The 16,172-nt window shown below is 64.9% G+C and carries 14 protein-coding genes; all 14 read right to left on the reverse strand.

Annotated elements, in window-relative coordinates:
• Nucleotides 1-231 precede the first annotated feature (231 nt).
• On the reverse strand, nucleotides 232-759 hold the full coding sequence (locus tag AC07UH_RS21205; RefSeq protein WP_495182182.1) for a hypothetical protein: 528 nt from the start codon (nucleotides 757-759) through the stop codon (nucleotides 232-234).
• A 130-nt stretch (nucleotides 760-889) separates the two neighbouring features.
• Nucleotides 890-1,606, reverse strand: coding sequence for an IS6 family transposase (locus AC07UH_RS21210; RefSeq protein ID WP_495182181.1), 717 nt, complete (start codon nucleotides 1,604-1,606; stop codon nucleotides 890-892).
• A gap of 748 nt (nucleotides 1,607-2,354) precedes the next feature.
• Nucleotides 2,355-3,575: an alpha/beta hydrolase gene (locus AC07UH_RS21215; RefSeq protein ID WP_495182180.1), complete on the reverse strand. Its 1,221-nt coding sequence runs from the start codon at nucleotides 3,573-3,575 to the stop codon at nucleotides 2,355-2,357.
• The gene (locus tag AC07UH_RS21220) at nucleotides 3,572-4,606 is read right to left on the reverse strand and encodes an acyltransferase family protein (RefSeq protein WP_495189993.1); all 1,035 of its coding nucleotides are present in this window, start codon (nucleotides 4,604-4,606) and stop codon (nucleotides 3,572-3,574) included. Before AC07UH_RS21220 ends, AC07UH_RS21215 begins: the two co-directional genes overlap by 4 nt.
• Nucleotides 4,607-4,798: 192 nt before the next feature.
• Nucleotides 4,799-5,212 carry a (R)-mandelonitrile lyase gene (locus AC07UH_RS21225; RefSeq protein ID WP_495182178.1) on the reverse strand — a complete coding sequence of 138 codons (414 nt, stop codon included), beginning with the start codon at nucleotides 5,210-5,212 and terminating at the stop codon, nucleotides 4,799-4,801.
• A 27-nt stretch (nucleotides 5,213-5,239) separates the two neighbouring features.
• A complete protein-coding gene (locus AC07UH_RS21230; protein ID WP_495189994.1) occupies nucleotides 5,240-5,566 on the reverse strand; it encodes a carboxymuconolactone decarboxylase family protein in 327 nt (108 codons plus the stop codon).
• Nucleotides 5,567-5,658: 92 nt separating this feature from the next.
• The gene (locus AC07UH_RS21235; protein WP_495182176.1) at nucleotides 5,659-6,417 is read right to left on the reverse strand and encodes an SDR family oxidoreductase; all 759 of its coding nucleotides are present in this window, start codon (nucleotides 6,415-6,417) and stop codon (nucleotides 5,659-5,661) included.
• A gap of 17 nt (nucleotides 6,418-6,434) precedes the next feature.
• Nucleotides 6,435-7,487: an NAD(P)-dependent alcohol dehydrogenase gene (locus tag AC07UH_RS21240; RefSeq protein ID WP_495182175.1), complete on the reverse strand. Its 1,053-nt coding sequence runs from the start codon at nucleotides 7,485-7,487 to the stop codon at nucleotides 6,435-6,437.
• Nucleotides 7,488-7,659: 172 nt separating this feature from the next.
• Entirely contained in the window at nucleotides 7,660-8,568 is a 909-nt protein-coding gene (locus AC07UH_RS21245) for a LysR family transcriptional regulator (protein WP_495182174.1), read from the reverse strand.
• A gap of 48 nt (nucleotides 8,569-8,616) precedes the next feature.
• Nucleotides 8,617-9,045, reverse strand: coding sequence for a (R)-mandelonitrile lyase (locus AC07UH_RS21250; protein ID WP_495182173.1), 429 nt, complete (start codon nucleotides 9,043-9,045; stop codon nucleotides 8,617-8,619).
• A 76-nt stretch (nucleotides 9,046-9,121) separates the two neighbouring features.
• Nucleotides 9,122-11,527: a membrane-bound PQQ-dependent dehydrogenase, glucose/quinate/shikimate family gene (locus AC07UH_RS21255; protein ID WP_495182172.1), complete on the reverse strand. Its 2,406-nt coding sequence runs from the start codon at nucleotides 11,525-11,527 to the stop codon at nucleotides 9,122-9,124.
• Nucleotides 11,528-11,663: 136 nt separating this feature from the next.
• Nucleotides 11,664-12,362, reverse strand: a complete 699-nt coding sequence (locus AC07UH_RS21260; protein WP_495182171.1) for an isochorismatase family protein — start codon at nucleotides 12,360-12,362, stop codon at nucleotides 11,664-11,666.
• Nucleotides 12,359-13,468, reverse strand: a complete 1,110-nt coding sequence (locus tag AC07UH_RS21265; RefSeq protein ID WP_495182170.1) for an aldo/keto reductase — start codon at nucleotides 13,466-13,468, stop codon at nucleotides 12,359-12,361. The genes AC07UH_RS21260 and AC07UH_RS21265 overlap by 4 nt, the downstream gene beginning before the upstream one ends.
• A 91-nt stretch (nucleotides 13,469-13,559) precedes the next feature.
• On the reverse strand, nucleotides 13,560-15,770 hold the full coding sequence (paoC, locus tag AC07UH_RS21270) for an aldehyde oxidoreductase molybdenum-binding subunit PaoC (protein ID WP_495182169.1): 2,211 nt from the start codon (nucleotides 15,768-15,770) through the stop codon (nucleotides 13,560-13,562).
• Nucleotides 15,771-16,172 lie beyond the last annotated feature (402 nt).

Consider the following 16,172-nt stretch of genomic DNA (forward strand, 5'->3'; position numbering starts at 1 on the left):
GCCCTGGAACTGGATGCCGCCGGTAGATCAGCCCATTGCGCAAGCAGCATAATCTGCGGCCTCCACACCACTCTTACTAACCTTGTGGCTGTTGCTGATGATCGGTTGCTCCTTGGCGCACAGAGCGTCCGGCGAATTGATCATTGATTGCTATCGTCGGACGGGCAGCAAGCTCGGCACAACTAGGCGGGCGCGTTTTTTTACACATGCGCCGGCGCTATTCCTGCCGCCTCATAGCGGGCGAACGCATTCTCGCGATCCCACCCCACCGGCATTGCCGCCCGCAATCCCCTGCGCGTTGAGGCTGGCGTCTTCATGGTAACTTAGGAGGCCGAGACAATACCAGCGGTTGAGGTACGCACCGACGCTCTCGCACGTCAGCTCGACGTCACCGGCAGACAGTGCGGCCACGATGACGCCAATCGGAACAACATGGTCGACGACCAGCTCCACGTCCCGATCGCGCGCCGCATAGCGGCGCTGATAGGTAACAGGATCTCGCGTAGCATCGTCAAGGATGGCAGTCGCGCCCACCGATCGAAAATCGAGCCCGTCGAGCATCTGCGCGCGCGCCAGGGTCGAGGGATTGTTGAAACAGCGTGGCCGATCGCCCCGGCTACGATGGTGTTCATGCTGCGCATTGAACGCGTTCCAGTTATCCAGGAAGTCCCGGAAAGGCGCGCCGCGGTCCTCCGCCTCCACGGCAATCCGAATGTGGTCAAGGTAGCTGTCCGCAAGCACCTTCAGCCGGTCTGCCAATCAGTCGCTCCGATCGATGTTGTGACTACGAACGGCACGCCGCTCTCCGCTACGCGATGAGCGGCGTGGGAGCTGTCAGTTTAATGCGGACGCGTCTCGGCAGGTTGAGGATGGTCTTTGAGGGCAAGCCTTAGCTGACAAGCGCTTGCCACTCCGCCAGTGCGGCAGAGCGTCGCTCTCGATAGGTCTGTCGGTCGATGAGGTGTCGTTCCAGGTTGAAGTGGTTGTGGACGTTGGCGTGGACAGAGGCGAACTTCTGCAGCGTCTTCATCTGCCGGAACCTCAACATAGCTCGCTCTCGTCGTCGGAACGCCAGGTGGCTGTTCTCTACCCTGTTGTTGGCCCAGCGACCCACCTCCTGCCGATCGCGGCAGCCAAGCTCATTCATTGCAGCGCCGTAGCTGCGCAGACCGTCGGTAGTGATCTTTGAAGGCGAACCATGACGTTTAAGCGCCTTCCTCATGAAGGTCAGCGCTGCCGCCTTGTCACGGGCCTTGGTGACGTAGCTTTCCAGCACCTCGCCTTCATGATCGACCGCTCTCCACAGGTAGATCATCTCGCCGTTCAGCTTCACGTACATTTCGTCCAGATGCCAACGCCAATGGCGAAAGCCGCGCATCCGGCTCACCCGCTGTTGGCGAATATCGCTGGCAAACATCGGCCCGAACCTGTTCCACCAGAGGCGCACTGTCTCGTGGCAGATGTCGATCCCCCGCTCGAACAGCAGGTCCTCTACGTTCCGTAGCGACAGTGGGAAACGCACGTACATCAGCACCACCAACCGGATCACCTCAGGTGACGAGTTGAAGTAGCGAAACGGACTGGCGGGCTTGTGCGGGCGGGGCATATGCCCGCCCTACCCTCTTCAGATTACCAGCCGGTGCATTTGGTTTGACGGAACCAGGCGCAGCCATCGCCACTGCCAAGGCTGAAAGTTTCTACAGCGGACAAGAGATTGCGCTATCGGCGAACGGCGTCTGTCCATCAGGTCGATATGTGCACCTGAATCCGGGCGTTAATTTAGGGCAAGGCCGGGAGGCACTTGAAAATCTCGCTGAGATTACTTCTCACCGGAGCCGTACGGTATTCCGGTGCTCAGACGACACACCGTTTGGTCCATGCAAAGGTAATAGCGCCATCCTTGCCGCCATTCGCCGTATGAAGCCATGGTTAATCAATAGCGGTGGGGGCGATATAAGGATTTTGCTTGGTGAGCCAGGGAGCGCGGTCACCGAGGTTCGCTTTAAAGCGGGGCAGCACTCCCGTGTTTCTGTAAACCGACGCACGCCTGCGCCTTTCTGACTTATAAGCGCCAGTAGCCATTTACAAAGATTTGCTAAGTAGCAGGGCTTGTTCGATTACCGCGGCCCATGATGCAAACTGCCTTAGAACGTCCTGGATTCCTATGACAATTAGCCTAAATTCTAAATTGCAGATCGTGTTCCGACCATGTCGCGCTATCTGCGTCGAGGCCGACTTGAGATCATGCCTGCGAAACTAAGGCACTGGCACGGGCTGCTGCCCGCTTCAACAGCTTTGCTACAATCTACTACTCCGCCGTCGCCCTCGTTGCCAGCGTCATTCGCGCTTTATGATCATTGCGTCTTGATCTTAGATTGAGGATCCGGACGTTCTCTTGAATAGCGGTTCATGAATCGCGTGATCGTCGAGATCGACAGTTGGTTGGTGATGCTGTTGAAGGTCGTGTTGAAATTGTGCCCCGAATAAGGGAGCATGACCAGATCCACGGCATTGCCTGCCGCCATCGATCGGCGCGCAAAATCCTCGACGCTGGCTGCCGGCAGCAGCGGATCGTTCTTCCCCGCAAGGATCAACGTCGGCGGATTGCCGGGCGTGCTTAGCCGCCGCAGGTCCAGCGCGGCGTAACGTTCGGGATAGCGCTCGGGTGGACCACCGATATAGCGGCTCATGTACAAGCGCTGCTGCCCCTGCAACTCGCCCTCGCGTTGCCAGGAGGCCAGCGGCGAGATCAGCGGCGCCTTGACGATGACCGCGGCGATCGATGGCGTGCGCGACCCGCAGCGCGCGTCGTCCGCACCATCGTCGTTGGTATAAGCGGCCGCCATTGCCAGATTGCCGCCGGCCGAGACGCCGAACAGCGTAACCTGATCCGCATCGGCATGGAGCCCGCGCGCATGCGCCGCGACCCAACGCAGGGCGCACCGGACGTCGCGCGTGGCGAGGTTCCAGGTCGGTCGATCCGGCCTTGCCAGCCGATAGTCGATGCTCACCACGATCCAGCCGCTATCGGCGTAGCGGCGCATGTTGGCGGCGCCGACCCGGCGGCTGCCCTCTATAAAACCGCCGCCATGAACGACGACCAGGACGGGGCGACGCGAGCCGGCCTGCACGTCGGCCGGTTGATAGACGTCGAGCCACAGCGCCTCGCCCCGCCGTCGCGCATAAACGAGGCTACGATCCGGGCTGGCGGCCTCGCTGAATTGGCGTACCGACAAGGTGCTGAGCAGGTCTACCCTCGCGCCATTCGCCCAGGCCACTTGCAGCAAATGGAGCATGACGATCGCGGCCGCCAGAGCCGTTCCGGCCGCGGCTGCGATCAGCGCGAGTGTGACCCGCGTCGCTCGCGCCCGATGCGCCAGCACGCCCAGCGCGCCGATGATCAACGCCCCCAGCAGGAACCAGGACACCCAATTGGGCACGAGATCGCTCGCGAAGATGCGCAGCCACGGCACGATCGGCACCATCGCGCCGAGTAGCATGGCGAGGATCGGCAGCACCGCGAGCCAGGCCAAGGTCAGCATTCCTATGCGTGCCAGTGCCTTTGCCGATGTCATGCGTTGCGCTCCCGCAAGGGAACCGGCTCGAACGCAGTGGCCTCGACCGGAGGCCGGTGCCTGCGGGGGGTGATGCCGAAGACGCGGGCTGCGGCGTCGCTGCGCGCGAGCAAGGCGCAGCCCACGAACAAGGTGGCGATCGATAGCAGCAGCATCGGCATGCCGATCACGCCCGAACTCGACCAGAGCGCAAAGACCATGGGATGCCATAGGTAGAAGAACAGGCTCTGCCGCCCGATGCCGCCGATCAGGGGAAGGACCAGCGACGCACTGCGGATGCCCGGCAGCAGGCAGATCAGCGACAAAGAGGTGATGAGGCTTGCCGCCACTTCGCCGGGGATCGAGGGGTGGACGTACAGCGTGCACCACCACAACAGGCCGATCGGCGCCAACGCCAGCGCCGCATACAGCTTCGTGCGATCCAGCCGGCGCTGGGCGACCCATAAGCCGTAGAAGAAATAGATGGGATAGATGAAGAAGCGGCGATCGGGCAGCCAGGCTGCATAGCCCTGCTGGATGACGTGCTGGACACCGAGCAGGTACATGGCGGCGATACTGACCGGGATCGCAACGCCGAGCATGGCGAGCGGCGAGCGCCGGCTCAGCGCGGCTATAAGGATGAAGGTCATCATCACTGGCACGAACCAGAAGTGGAAGGGCGGCCGCAACGGCACGATCAGCAGCGACAGCGGCGTGAGCTGCGTTGCGCTCGTCAGATAAACCGCGCACGCGACCGCCCAGGGGATGATCAGCCGCTGCCCGTATTTGCGCAACGTGATCGCCAGCGGCCGATTGCGAGCACTCTCGAGATTGAACAGATAGCCGGCAAGACCGATGAACAGCGGCATCCGGACGCCGGCGCCGAGCCATGCCAGGAAACCATGCCGGTCGCTCAGCTCGTAATAATGGCCGGCGATGACGGCCAGTACGAGCAACCCACGCAGACTGTCGATTGCCTGGTTCCGCCGGCCGGTTTTCCCTTCCCCGCCCACCCGTATCATCGCTGCCCCCGGCTTTAGCCCGCCGGGCATAAGATATGAAGGTTAATGACAAATTCGCGCGACCGAGGTTTGTTCGTCACTGGCGGCGAGCTGTCCAGTTGGACCCACAAAGCGACGTTTAACGTGCCAATTGTCGCTCCCTACTTCCGACATTCGTTCATCTCCCGACATTGCCGTCACAATCTTCAGTCGCTCGACCGTTGGGAGCGGTCGACCCGACTTTTACGAACGCAGTTTTAGGCCGAGCTCGTATTGCTCGTCTGTCACCTTTTCCATCCAGACCACGTTCCTGCCGTCGAGCGCTTCGGTGATCGCGAGATGCGTCATCGCGGTGGTCGGCGTGGCGCCGTGCCAGTGCTTATGGCCCGGTGGGCACCATATCACGTCACCCGTCTTAATCTCGACGATCGGCTCGCCCTCGCATTGCGTCCAGCCACATCCCGAAGTGACGATCAGTGTCTGTCCGAGGGGGTGGGTATGCCATGCCGATCGCGCGCCTGGCTTGAACGTCACATAGGCACTCGTAGCCCGGGCGGGCTCCGGCGGGCTGTTGAGCGGATCGATCCGCACGGTGCCCGTGAAATAGGCTTCCGGCCCCTTCTGGGACGGCTGCGACCCGGCGCGCATCAGCTTCATCGTTTTCTCTCCTTCTGCCGAAACCTCTCAGGCGCCGGCTTCCTCGAATACCTTTTTGATGATCGGCAGCGCCGTCATAGCGGGCGGCCACCCGGCGTAGAACGCGATCTGGGTGACGGCCTCGACGATCTCGGTCCGCTTCAATCCGTTCTCGAGCCCCTTCTTCACGTGGAAGGCAAGTTCGTTGTGGCGATAGCCGGCGACGAGGCAGGTTATCGTCACCAGGCTACGCTCGCGCGGCGGGAGCGCGGGGTTCTGCCACACGTCGCCGAACAGCACCTTGTCGGTGATTTCGGCGAGGTGCGGCGCAATGTCGCCGAAAGATTTGCGTGCTTCGGTCGGTTCGGTGGGCATGATCGTCTCTCCTGCGGTCGCCGGCCACGGCACGGAGGCGGCAAGCGCCCCCGTGACCGCAGCCCGACGCGTGATTTCCTGATCCATCGGTTTCAGTGGACGGTGTAGCCGCCGTCGACCGGGAGAGCGACGCCGAGGATGAAGCTTGCCGCGTCGCTGCACAGCCATACCACCGCGGCTGCGACCTCGTCCGCGCGCCCGAGGCGGCCGATCGACTGGTCGCGGAGGATGACATCAAGCGAATCCTTGTCGATCCCCGATGCCATCGGCGTCTCGATCGTGCCCGGGCAGACCGCATTAACCCGGATGTTCTTGGTCGCGAAGTCGAGTGCGGCGCACTTGGTGAGGCCGAGAACGCCGTGCTTGGACCCGTGATACGCGGCGCGATCGGGCAGCCCGACGAGTCCGCCGAGCGACGAGCAGTTGACGATCGAACCGCCGCCCTGCTTGTCCATCTGCAGCAGTTCGTGCTTCATGCAGGTCCAGATGCCCTTGAGGTTGACCGCGTTGACGGCGTCGAAGCCCTCCTCGGTTTCCTCGGTGATCGGCCCCCAAGGGCCGACGACGCCGGCGTTGTTGTAGGCCATGTCGAGACGGCCGAATTCGGCGACCGTCCGCTCGACGAGCGCCTTGGCCTCGGCCTCGACCGACACGTCGCAGGGTATGCCGATCACCTTATGGCCGGCCGCCTTCAGCTCGGCGACGGCTTTATTCAACTCCTCTTCGTTGCGATCCGAGAGGACCACGGAAGCGCCGTTCTCGGCAAACAGGCGGGCTGTCGCGAGACCGATGCCTTGGCTCGCACCGGTAACGAGCGCCACGCGCCCTGCGAAGTCATAGGTGGGGTTCATATCGTGGATCCTTTGGATCAGTTGGTCACAGTGGAGCTGTCGACGACGAAGCGGTATTTGACGTCGCCCCGCTTCATCCGGCCGAAGCCGGCCTCGATCCCATCGGCAGCAATCATCTCGATGTCGGCGACGATCCCGTGCGCGGCGCAGAAATCGAGCATCTCCTGCGTCTCCGCGATCCCGCCGATGAGCGTGCCGGCAATCGAGCGCCGGCCACCGATCAAGTTGCCGACGTCCGGCGAAGGATGGGCGTGCTCGGGCACGCCGATGAGCACGATCGTGCCGTCGATCGCGAGCAGCGCGGTGTAGGCGTCGAGGTCGTGGCTGGCCGCGACGGTATCGATGATGAGGTCGATGCTGCCGGCGTGCGCCCCCATCTCGTCCTCGTTTCGCGAGATGACCACCTCGTCGGCGCCGAGCGCCTTGGCATCGTCGACCTTGGCGGGCGAGGTGGTGAAGGCAACGACGTGCGCGCCGAGCGCATGGGCAAGCTTGATTGCCATATGGCCCAAGCCGCCGATACCGACGACGCCGACCGTCTTGCCCGGACCGGCGCCCCAATGCTTAAGGGGCGACCAGGTGGTGATTCCGACGCACAGCAGCGGTGCGACCGCGGCGAGTTGATCCTCGTCGTGGGTCACGCGCAGGACGAAGCGCCGATCGACGACGATCTCTTCGGCATAGCCGCCGAGCGTATGACCCGGCGCGTCGGCGATGGGCGTCTTGTAGGTGAAGGTGGTTCCGTTCTCGCAGAACTGCTCGAGATCGCGAGTGCAAGGCCCGCAGTGTCCGCAACTGTCGACCATGCAGCCGACACCGACCATATCGCCCACGGCGAACCCGGCTACCTCGTCACCGACCGCAGTGATGCGGCCGACGATTTCGTGCCCGGGAACGCAAGGGTAAAGCGTCCCTTCCCACTCGCTGCGGACCTGATGCAGGTCCGAGTGGCAGATACCACAATAGGCGATGGCGATCCGGATGTCGGTCGCGCCCGTCTCGCGACGATCGATGGTCATGGGGGCTAGCGGCTTGTCGCCGGAAAGTGCCCCGTAGGCGGCAACTGCCACGTTTCGCTCCTCGATTGATGGTGACGGTGGATGCCGTCCTTCAGCGATCGAGATATGGCCTGAGGTCCTGTCGGATTACCCCGGTCGAGGTTTACGCTACGGTGAAGCGTCCTCATGATGATCGAGCATCACATGGTCCGGCATACCGGGTCGATCCTGCTCTGTATGCGCACTACAGACCGAGCGGACGCAGCTCGCGCACGAGATCGATCAGCAGCCGCAGGCCCGTCGGCAACTGCCGTCGGCTCGAATAATAAGCGTGGAAGCCCGGTCCGAGCGCCGCCCACTGCTCCAGAACGAGCCGCACTGTGCCCTTGGCGAGTAGCGGCGCGACCAACGGTTCGGGTGCGTACATCAGGCCGGCACCCCCAATAAGGGCTTCGAGGATCGCGCGACTGTCGTCGAAGGTGAGCGATCCCGGCACGGCGACCGCTATCTCCTCTTCCCCGCGCTCGAACTCCCAACGATAGATGCTGTCGTCGCCGATGCGGAAGCGCAGGCAGCGATGCGCGGCGAGGTCATTCGGGTGTGTCGGAACACCATTCCGTTCGAGATAGTCGATCGATCCGACGACTACCCAGCGGATATCGGCCGACAGCCGCTGCGCGATCATGTCTTCCGGGACCGTGCCGCCGTAGCGGATGCCGGCGTCGAACCCCCCGTCGATCACGTCGACCAGATGGTTGCTGACGGCCAGATCCAGCTCGACGTCGGGGTAGCGTTCGACGAACGCCGGCAACACCGGGCCGATCAACAAGCTCGCCGCATCGCTCGGCACGTTGATGCGGATGCGACCGGTGGGTGCATCGCGGAAGTGGTTGAGGCGGTCGACGGCCTGCTCGATCTCCGCGAACGGGCCGCTCATCGCGGCTTGAAGTTCCTCCCCTGCCGCCGTCAGCGTCACGCTGCGGTTGGTACGGTTGAGCAGCCGGATACCGAGGCGGGTTTCGAGCCCCTTTAGTGCATGGCTCAGCGCCGAGGCGCTGACGCCGAGATCGAGACCGGCGCGCCGGAAGCTGCGATGACGCGCAATCGCGAGAAAATAGCTGTAGTCGGCAAGATCGGTGCGGCTGACGGGCATGGTTGAGCATGGCTCACCATACCCAAACATGGCAACCCGGGCTGTTCGCTATTTCGACGGTCCGTGGAATTGTCTGGCGGACACCGGCTCCGCCCAGTCGACGTTGCGGCCATCGACCGTCTCGGCGATCGACAGGTGCGTCATCGCCGTCCTGTCGGTCGCACCGTGCCAGTGCCGCACGCCGGCCGGCACATAGGCCGTATCGCCCTTGCAGATGCGTGTCACCATGCCTCCCTCGCGTTGCGTCCAGCCGCAGCCCTCGGTGACGTAGAGCGTCTGTCCAGCCGGGTGCGTGTGCCAGTTGCTGCGCGCGCCGGGTTGGAAGGCGACGAGCCCGGTGCCGGCGCGGCCGGGCGGCGTCGGCTTGACCAGTTCGGCGACCGTCACCTTGCCGGTGAAATACTGCGCCGGACCAGACTTCGCAGCGACCGCACCCGCCTTGACCACACTCGGCTGGGGTGCCGCCGTCTGCGCCACTGCGATGCCGGTGTTGCCGACCAGCAGCGCGGTCAGGGCGATTGCTTTGCACAGGTCATCTGGGTCTCCTCGGATATCAGCGGGCGGTGCGGTCGACGGGCAGCGCGTAGGCGACCAGCTTGGTGCCCTGCGTCGTCTTGAGCGTCGGCTTGCCGCCGGTGGCGATGACGACGAACTGGCGACCGCTGGGCGCACGGTACGTCATCGGCGTCGCCTGACCGCCCGCCGGCAGACGTGCTTTCCATAGCTCTGCACCGGTCGACACGTCATAGGCGCGGATCGCCTGCTCGACCGAAGCGGCGATGAACGTCAGGCCGCCCCGTGTCGTGATGCCTCCGCCCGAGAACGGCACCCCCATCGTGAAGGGCACATGGCTGTGGATGCCGAGCGGTCCCGTGTCCGCGCCGGTGCCGAACGGCTTCGTCCAGATCACCCGACCGGTGCGTAGATCGACCGCCGACATGTTGCCCCAGGACGGCGACGTGCAGGGAACGCCGAGAAAGGTCTGGAATGCGCCGTTGGCGGCGCCATAGGGCGTGTTCGCCATCGGATTCTTGGTGTTCACCGACCCGTGTGTCGGCGCCAGGACATTTCCGCGACGGTCCGCCTCGGCCCGGGTGATGAGCTGCGACTTCGTCGGCAGGTTCATCCACGGCACGACCATGATGCCCCGCTCGGGATCGACCGAAACGCTGCCCCAATTTACCCCGCCGCCATAGCCGGGCTGCACGATGGTCGGACGATCGAGCCCGACCGGCGTCAGCGGTCCTTCGTAGCGGGCCTGCTTGAACTGGATGCGGCACAGCATCTGATCGATCGGCGTCATCCCCCACATGTCGACCTCGCGCAGGTTCGCACCGCGGAACGACGGCATGCCGACGGAGAAGGGCTGGGTCGGCGACAGCCGATCGCCGGGACCGTTGCCGCCCTGGGGCACCGGCACCTCGCGAACGGTCTTGATCGGCTGCCCCGTCGCGCGATCCAGCACGAAGATCTCACCGCGCTTGGTCGGCGCGATCAGGCCGGGGCGGATGCCGTTCGCGGTCGGCACGTCGACCAACGTGGGTTGCGACGGCATGTCGTAGTCCCACAAATCGTGATGCGTCGCCTGGAAGCGCCAGCGAACATCGCCGCTGTTGGCGTCGATCGCGATGATCGAGCTGTTGTTGGCGTCGTCGAACGGTCGACGCTGCTTGCCGTAGAGGTCGGGCGTCGAATTCCCCATCGGCAGGTAGACGAGGCCCAGACGCTCGTCGGCGCTGAGCGGTGCCCAGCTATTGGGCGTCGAACGAGTGTAGGTCTGCCCTGCGGGCGGCTCGCCCTTGCGCGTCGGATTGCCGACGTCGAACGCCCAGGCGAGCTTGCCGGTCACGGCGTCGAGGGCCCGGACCACGCCCGACGGCGCGCCCCAGAACTGGTTGTCGAGGATACCGCCACCCACCACGAGTTTGCCGCGGACGAGCTGCGGTGCCGAGCTGACATAGTAGATGCCGAACGGCGCCGGCGTCATGCCGCGCTGGAGGTTGTAGCGGCCGGCGTTCGCAAAGCCGGGACACAGCCGTCCGGTGCGCGCGTCGAGCGCGACCAGATCGGGCACCTGGCTGACCGCGTAGATGCGCTCGGCGCACGGTCCGGCCGCGCCGGGAACGCGATAGTAGGTGACGCCGCGGCACGGCTTGCCCGATGCGGAGTCGGTCATCTGAAAGGCCCAGCGCCGCTTGCCAGTCTCGGCGTGGTAGGCGATCACGCCGTCGTAGTTGTTGCAGATGTACAGGCTGTCACCAACCATGATCGGCGTCACCTCGAGGCCGCCCGTGTAGGCACCCTTGGGTTCAGGCCCGGTGTCGGCTTCCCAGGCGACCTTGAGGTTCTGGACGTTGCCGGCGTTGATCTGGTCGAGCGGGCTGAAGCGCGAGCCGCCCTGGTCGTTGCCATAGGCTTGCCACTCGGCCGTCGCGGCCGTTGTCGCCTGTGCGAACCGACCGGGCGCCGGAACCGGACCTCCGGTCTGCCAGATCGGATCGGGCGGCGTGCCGGGACCTGCCGCGTGGAGGCCGATGCCGACCACGAGCGCCGCGACGAGCGCTGCGACGAAGGCCGGCAGGCCACCGATCCTCCTCGACACCGGCGCGTGTCGCGGGGCGCGTCGCACGCCGGGCAGGAGCAGGCCCAATCCGAGAACGAGCGGCGCCACGAGGCGCGGCACGAGCTGCCATACCGTGTCGCCGACCTCCCAGATCGACCAGCCGACCGTGATTGCGAGCAACGCGCCGTAAACCCACGCGCCACGTCGATCGCCGCGCCAGATCATGACTCCACTCGCCAGCGTCATCGCGCCGGCAATCAGATAGTAGAGCGAGCCACCCGCCGCGGCGAGGATCACCCCGCCCACCAGCAGGATCGCGCCGACGATCGCCAGCACGACGGCGTAGATGCCGGCCAGCCAGCCGCTCCGGGGCTTCAGTCGATCGGTAAACGTCATAGCTCGCCTTTCACGGCCTTGTGCGGCCCGCTCTTCGTTCGGGATGCGTCGTAGATAGCGCTCGGGTCGATAGTTGCGTCTTGAGCTGCGCTCATTGTCGGCTCAATCCGGCCTCACCCTCGTGCGGGCACGACTATTAACCCAGCACGGGCTTCAATGCCGCGAAGACCTGCTTGCCCGGTGTGCCAACGAAATCCGGCACCATCCGCGTCGCGAAACTCAGCTCCGAAGTCGGCTTCGCGCCGGCCATCTCCATTTCACGGAACGCCGCAGCCTCCGTTCGCTCGAACTGGCTGCCGATCGCATCGGTGACGAAGTAGACCTCGTGGCCCGCAGCGAGCGCATCGAGCGCCGCTTGCAGGACGACCACTTCAGCCGCGAAGCCGGCGATCACCAGGATGCGCCGACGATGGCCGGCGATCGCCGCGACCGTCGCGGGATCGTGAAAAGGCGCAACCGGTATTCGCAGCAGGGTATTCTCCTTCCGCGAATAGGTCTTCAGCGCCGGCAGCAGGTGCGGGGGCGACGATCCCTCCATGACCACGCTGAACAGCATCGGCAGCGACAGAACCGTGCCGACCTCCGCCAGCACGGCTGCCGCTCGCTCAAAGCGATCGGCCGGCTGCGTCCTAGAGCCGGCGACTAGCGGCGACTGGAGGTCCGCGAAGAGGAGCTGGACGGAGCCGGGCTCGATCAGCGAACCGGGGGTGCCCCGGCCGACGACCGTCGCCGTCGCCGCGTGCACCGGCATCGCCGCCGCCATGCCGGCAGTTGCGCCGATCGCCATCAGCCCGCGCCGACTGACCGGAGCGATTGCGGGCGCATCGCTCGTCATGCCCGTCCGAGCGGGTGGTCGGAACCGCCCTTCACCGGGATCGCGGGCGCGGGCACGCCGTCGCCGATGTCGCGGTTGCGCTGTCCCTGACCGAACGCACCATAAGGATACCCGCCCGGTTTCGGTCGGCTCACCTCTTCCAGCCGTGCGGTCGTCGCCTCGTCGAGCACCAGATCGACGGCGCCCAGATTCTCCTCGAGCTGCTCCAGGGTGCGTGCGCCGAATACCGGCGCCGCTACGCCCGGCCGATCGGCGATCCAGGCGAGCGCCACCTGGCTCGGGGTGACACCGAGCTGCTTTGCCACCTCGACGACGGCATCGATCGTCGCCCAATTCTGGTCGGACTCCGCATATTCGGCCGACGTCCACTGGTAGAGGTCCTTGTCCGAGCCGGCACGCGTGTCGGCAGCGGGCTTGCCGCCACGCCGGTACTTGCCGGACAGGAACCCGCCGGCGAGCGGCGACCAGGGCAGAATGCCGAGGTCGTTGTGGATGGCGGCCGGCACCAGCTCATACTCGCTCTCGCGCGACATGAGGCTGTATTGGATCTGGAAACTGATCGGCACCGGGCCGCCCATCGCCTGGGCGGTGGAGACGAAGAGCTGAAGCTGCCAGCCGGTGAAGTTGGAAAGACCGACGTAGTTGATCTTGCCCGCCGCACGCGCGTCGGCGAGGAACGCGATCGTCTCCTCGACCGGCGTCTGCATATCGGAGGCATGGAGTTGGTAGACGTCGATCGTGTCGCGGCCGAGCCGCTTCAACGACGCATCGAGCGCACGCGACAGGTAACGACGCGACAGCCCCTGCCCGTTCGGATCGGGGGCCGGAGCGGCGGTCGCCCTGCCCTTGCTGTTGAGCATTACGTGATCGGTTACATCGGCCGGACGCGAGGCGAACCACTTGCCGACGGTTTCCTCCGCCTTGCCTCCGACATAGACGTCGGCGGTGTCGAGGGCGTTGCCACCCGCCTCGACATAGCGGTCGATGATGGCGAGCGCGTCGTCCTCCGAGGTCTCGGAGCCGAAATACATGGTGCCGAGTGCGAACCGTGAGATCGCGATGCCGGAGTGTCCAAGTTTGCCGTATTTCATGGGATAAGCACTCACCGATGGGGTCTGGTCGATGCTGAAACGCATGTGCCCGTCACATCGTTTGTTGAGCTGGGATCATCACCACCATGAAGAGGACTTCCCGCAGTCAGACCGGCTCGGGAAGATGATCCATGATCTTGTCTAGCGTGACCGGATAATCCCGCACTCGCGCCCCGGTCGCGTTGTAGACCGCGTTGGCGATCGCCGCGGCGACCCCGCACAGACCGAGCTCGCCGACGCCCTTCGCCTTCAGCGGCGACATGGTGGGATCGCTGTCGGCGAGGAAGATCACCTCCTGGTGCGGGATGTCGGCGTGGACCGGCACTTCGTAGCTGGCAAGGTCGTGGTTCACGAAGAGGCCGAACCGTTTATCGACCGCCATCTCCTCCATCAGTGCCGCGCCCGCACCCATCGTCATCGCGCCAATCACCTGGCTGCGCGCGGACTTCGGGTTGAGGATGCGCCCCGCGTGGCAGACCGCAAGCATCCGCCGCAGCCTTATCTCGCCGGTATCGGCATGAACGCCGACCTCCACGAAATGCGCCCCGAACGTCTGCTGGGCATATTGTTTCGACAGGTCGCCGTAGGTCATCGCGTCCTCGCCGACGAGTTCGCCCGCCTTGGCCGCGTCGCCAAGCTTTACCCGGCGATTGCCCGATCGAACAGTGCCGTCCGCAAAGTCGACATCGGCCGAGTTGAACCCGAGCGCCTGTGCGACCGCCTCGCGCAGCTTCATGCACGCGGCGTAGACGCCCGACGTCGCCGAAGCGGCGCCCCATTGACCACCCGACCCCGGCGATTCCGGGTATGCCGTATCGCCGAGGCGCACCACGACGCGATCGAGATCGACGCCCATCATCTCCGCGGCCGTCTGTCCGATGATCGTATAGCTGCCGGTGCCGACGTCGGTCATGTCCGTCTCGACGGTCACGATGCCCTTGGCATCGAGACGGACCCGTGCGGCCGACTTGGTGATGGGCGCACCGCGGATCGCGGATGCCATGCCGATCCCGACGAGCCATTCACCGTCCCGCACCGAGGCTGGCTTTGCGACCCGCTTGTCCCAGCCGAACCGTTCGGCACCCGTCCGTAGGCATTCGACCAGCTTGCGGGTCGAGAAGGGTTTGGTCGGGTCGCTCGGGTCGACGGGGGTATCGTTGCGAATACGCAGTTCGACCGGGTCCATGCCCAGCTCCACCGCCAGCTCGTCCATCGCTATCTCGAGCACCATCATGCCGGGCGCTTCGCCGGGCGCGCGCATCGAGTTTCCTTCCGCGAGGTCGAGCACGCCGAGCCGCTGACGGATCAGGCGATTAGGCGCCGCGTAGAGCGAGCGGGTCGAGGTGGTCGCGTTTTCTGTCCGGCCGCCGGGCAGGTTGCCGTTCCAGCACTCGTGCCCGATCGCGGTCAGCCGCCCGTCGCGCGTCGCCCCTAGGCGTATCCGCTGGATCGTGGCGACGCGGTGCGTGGTGTTGTTCGCCATCAGCGGCCGAGTGAGCGCCACCTTGACCGGCCGCCCGGCCGCCCGGGCACCGAGCGCCGCCGCGACCGTATCGACCAGCACCGTGCCCTTGCCGCCGAAGCTCCCGCCGATGAACGGCGTCACCAGCCTGATGCGGTCCGGCTCGACGCCGAGGATCTTGCCGAGATCGCGCCTACCCCAATTGAGCTGCTGGATCGGGCACCAGCACGTCAGCCGGTCGCCGTCCCACCGCGCGATCGTGGCATGCGGCTCCATCATCGCGTGCGTCTGGTCGGGCGTCGTGTAGGTCCGGTCTAGCTTGACCGCCGCCGCCGCGAACGCGCCGGCGAAGTCGCCTATGTCCTCGGTGGGCACCTTGCCGTACTCGCTTTTCTCGGCGACCACGGCGATCGGCTTGATTGCGTCGAGGTCGTAGCTGCCCTTCTCGCGGGCATAGTCGATCACCAGAAGACTGCCCGCCGCCCGCGCCTGCTCGAATGTCTCGGCGACGACGACCGCGACCGTCTGCTGGTAATGGTCGACTTGGGGACCGGCGAGCGGCCGGTCGATGTAGAACGCGCCGACCCCGAGCGGCCCTGCGTTCTCGTGAGTGACGACCGCAACTACACCAGGCGAGGCCAGCGCCGCGCGGGCGTCAATGGAGCGGGTGGTGCCCTTGGCAATCGCCGTGCCGACTACGAAGCCATAGGCCGCCTTTCCGCCGATGTCGTGATGCTCGTAAGAGTAGGTCGCGGTGCCGGTCGTTTTCAGCGGGCCGTCGATGCGGTCGGTCGCCTTGCCAAGGACGTGCCGGCGATCGGTCGGGTTGCTGCCCGCAGGGGTATCAAACTTCATGCTATCCTCGCTTCTGCGATCGTCGACGCGAGCGCCCAGATCGCCAGCGGCACCTTGAAGACGCTATTGCGGGTCAAGCTGTGCCGCGAAAAAGCCTGACGCTTGACCCTCACCGTCGCCGATACTCATCGATGATCTACTCGGACATAGCCCAAAGGAGCCAGAAAGAGGCATGGCGTCGACTCAACGCGTAGGTGCGCTAAGCTCAACGTCGCCTGCGAGATCGCGTGCAAATTGCTTGGACTGTCTCGACGGACCCACAACCGGTCATTCAGCTCACTTTCCCCGCTCCCCAACTTCGGACGCTTGTTCATCAGCGCGAACGACTAGGGCTCAAACCCAATCAGCGGGTTGAGGCGGAGTGGCTTTCCTGATTCACTGCGCGTGGATCATGGGAGGTTT

The organism is Sphingomonas sp. GW821-FHT04B01, from assembly GCF_059420425.1.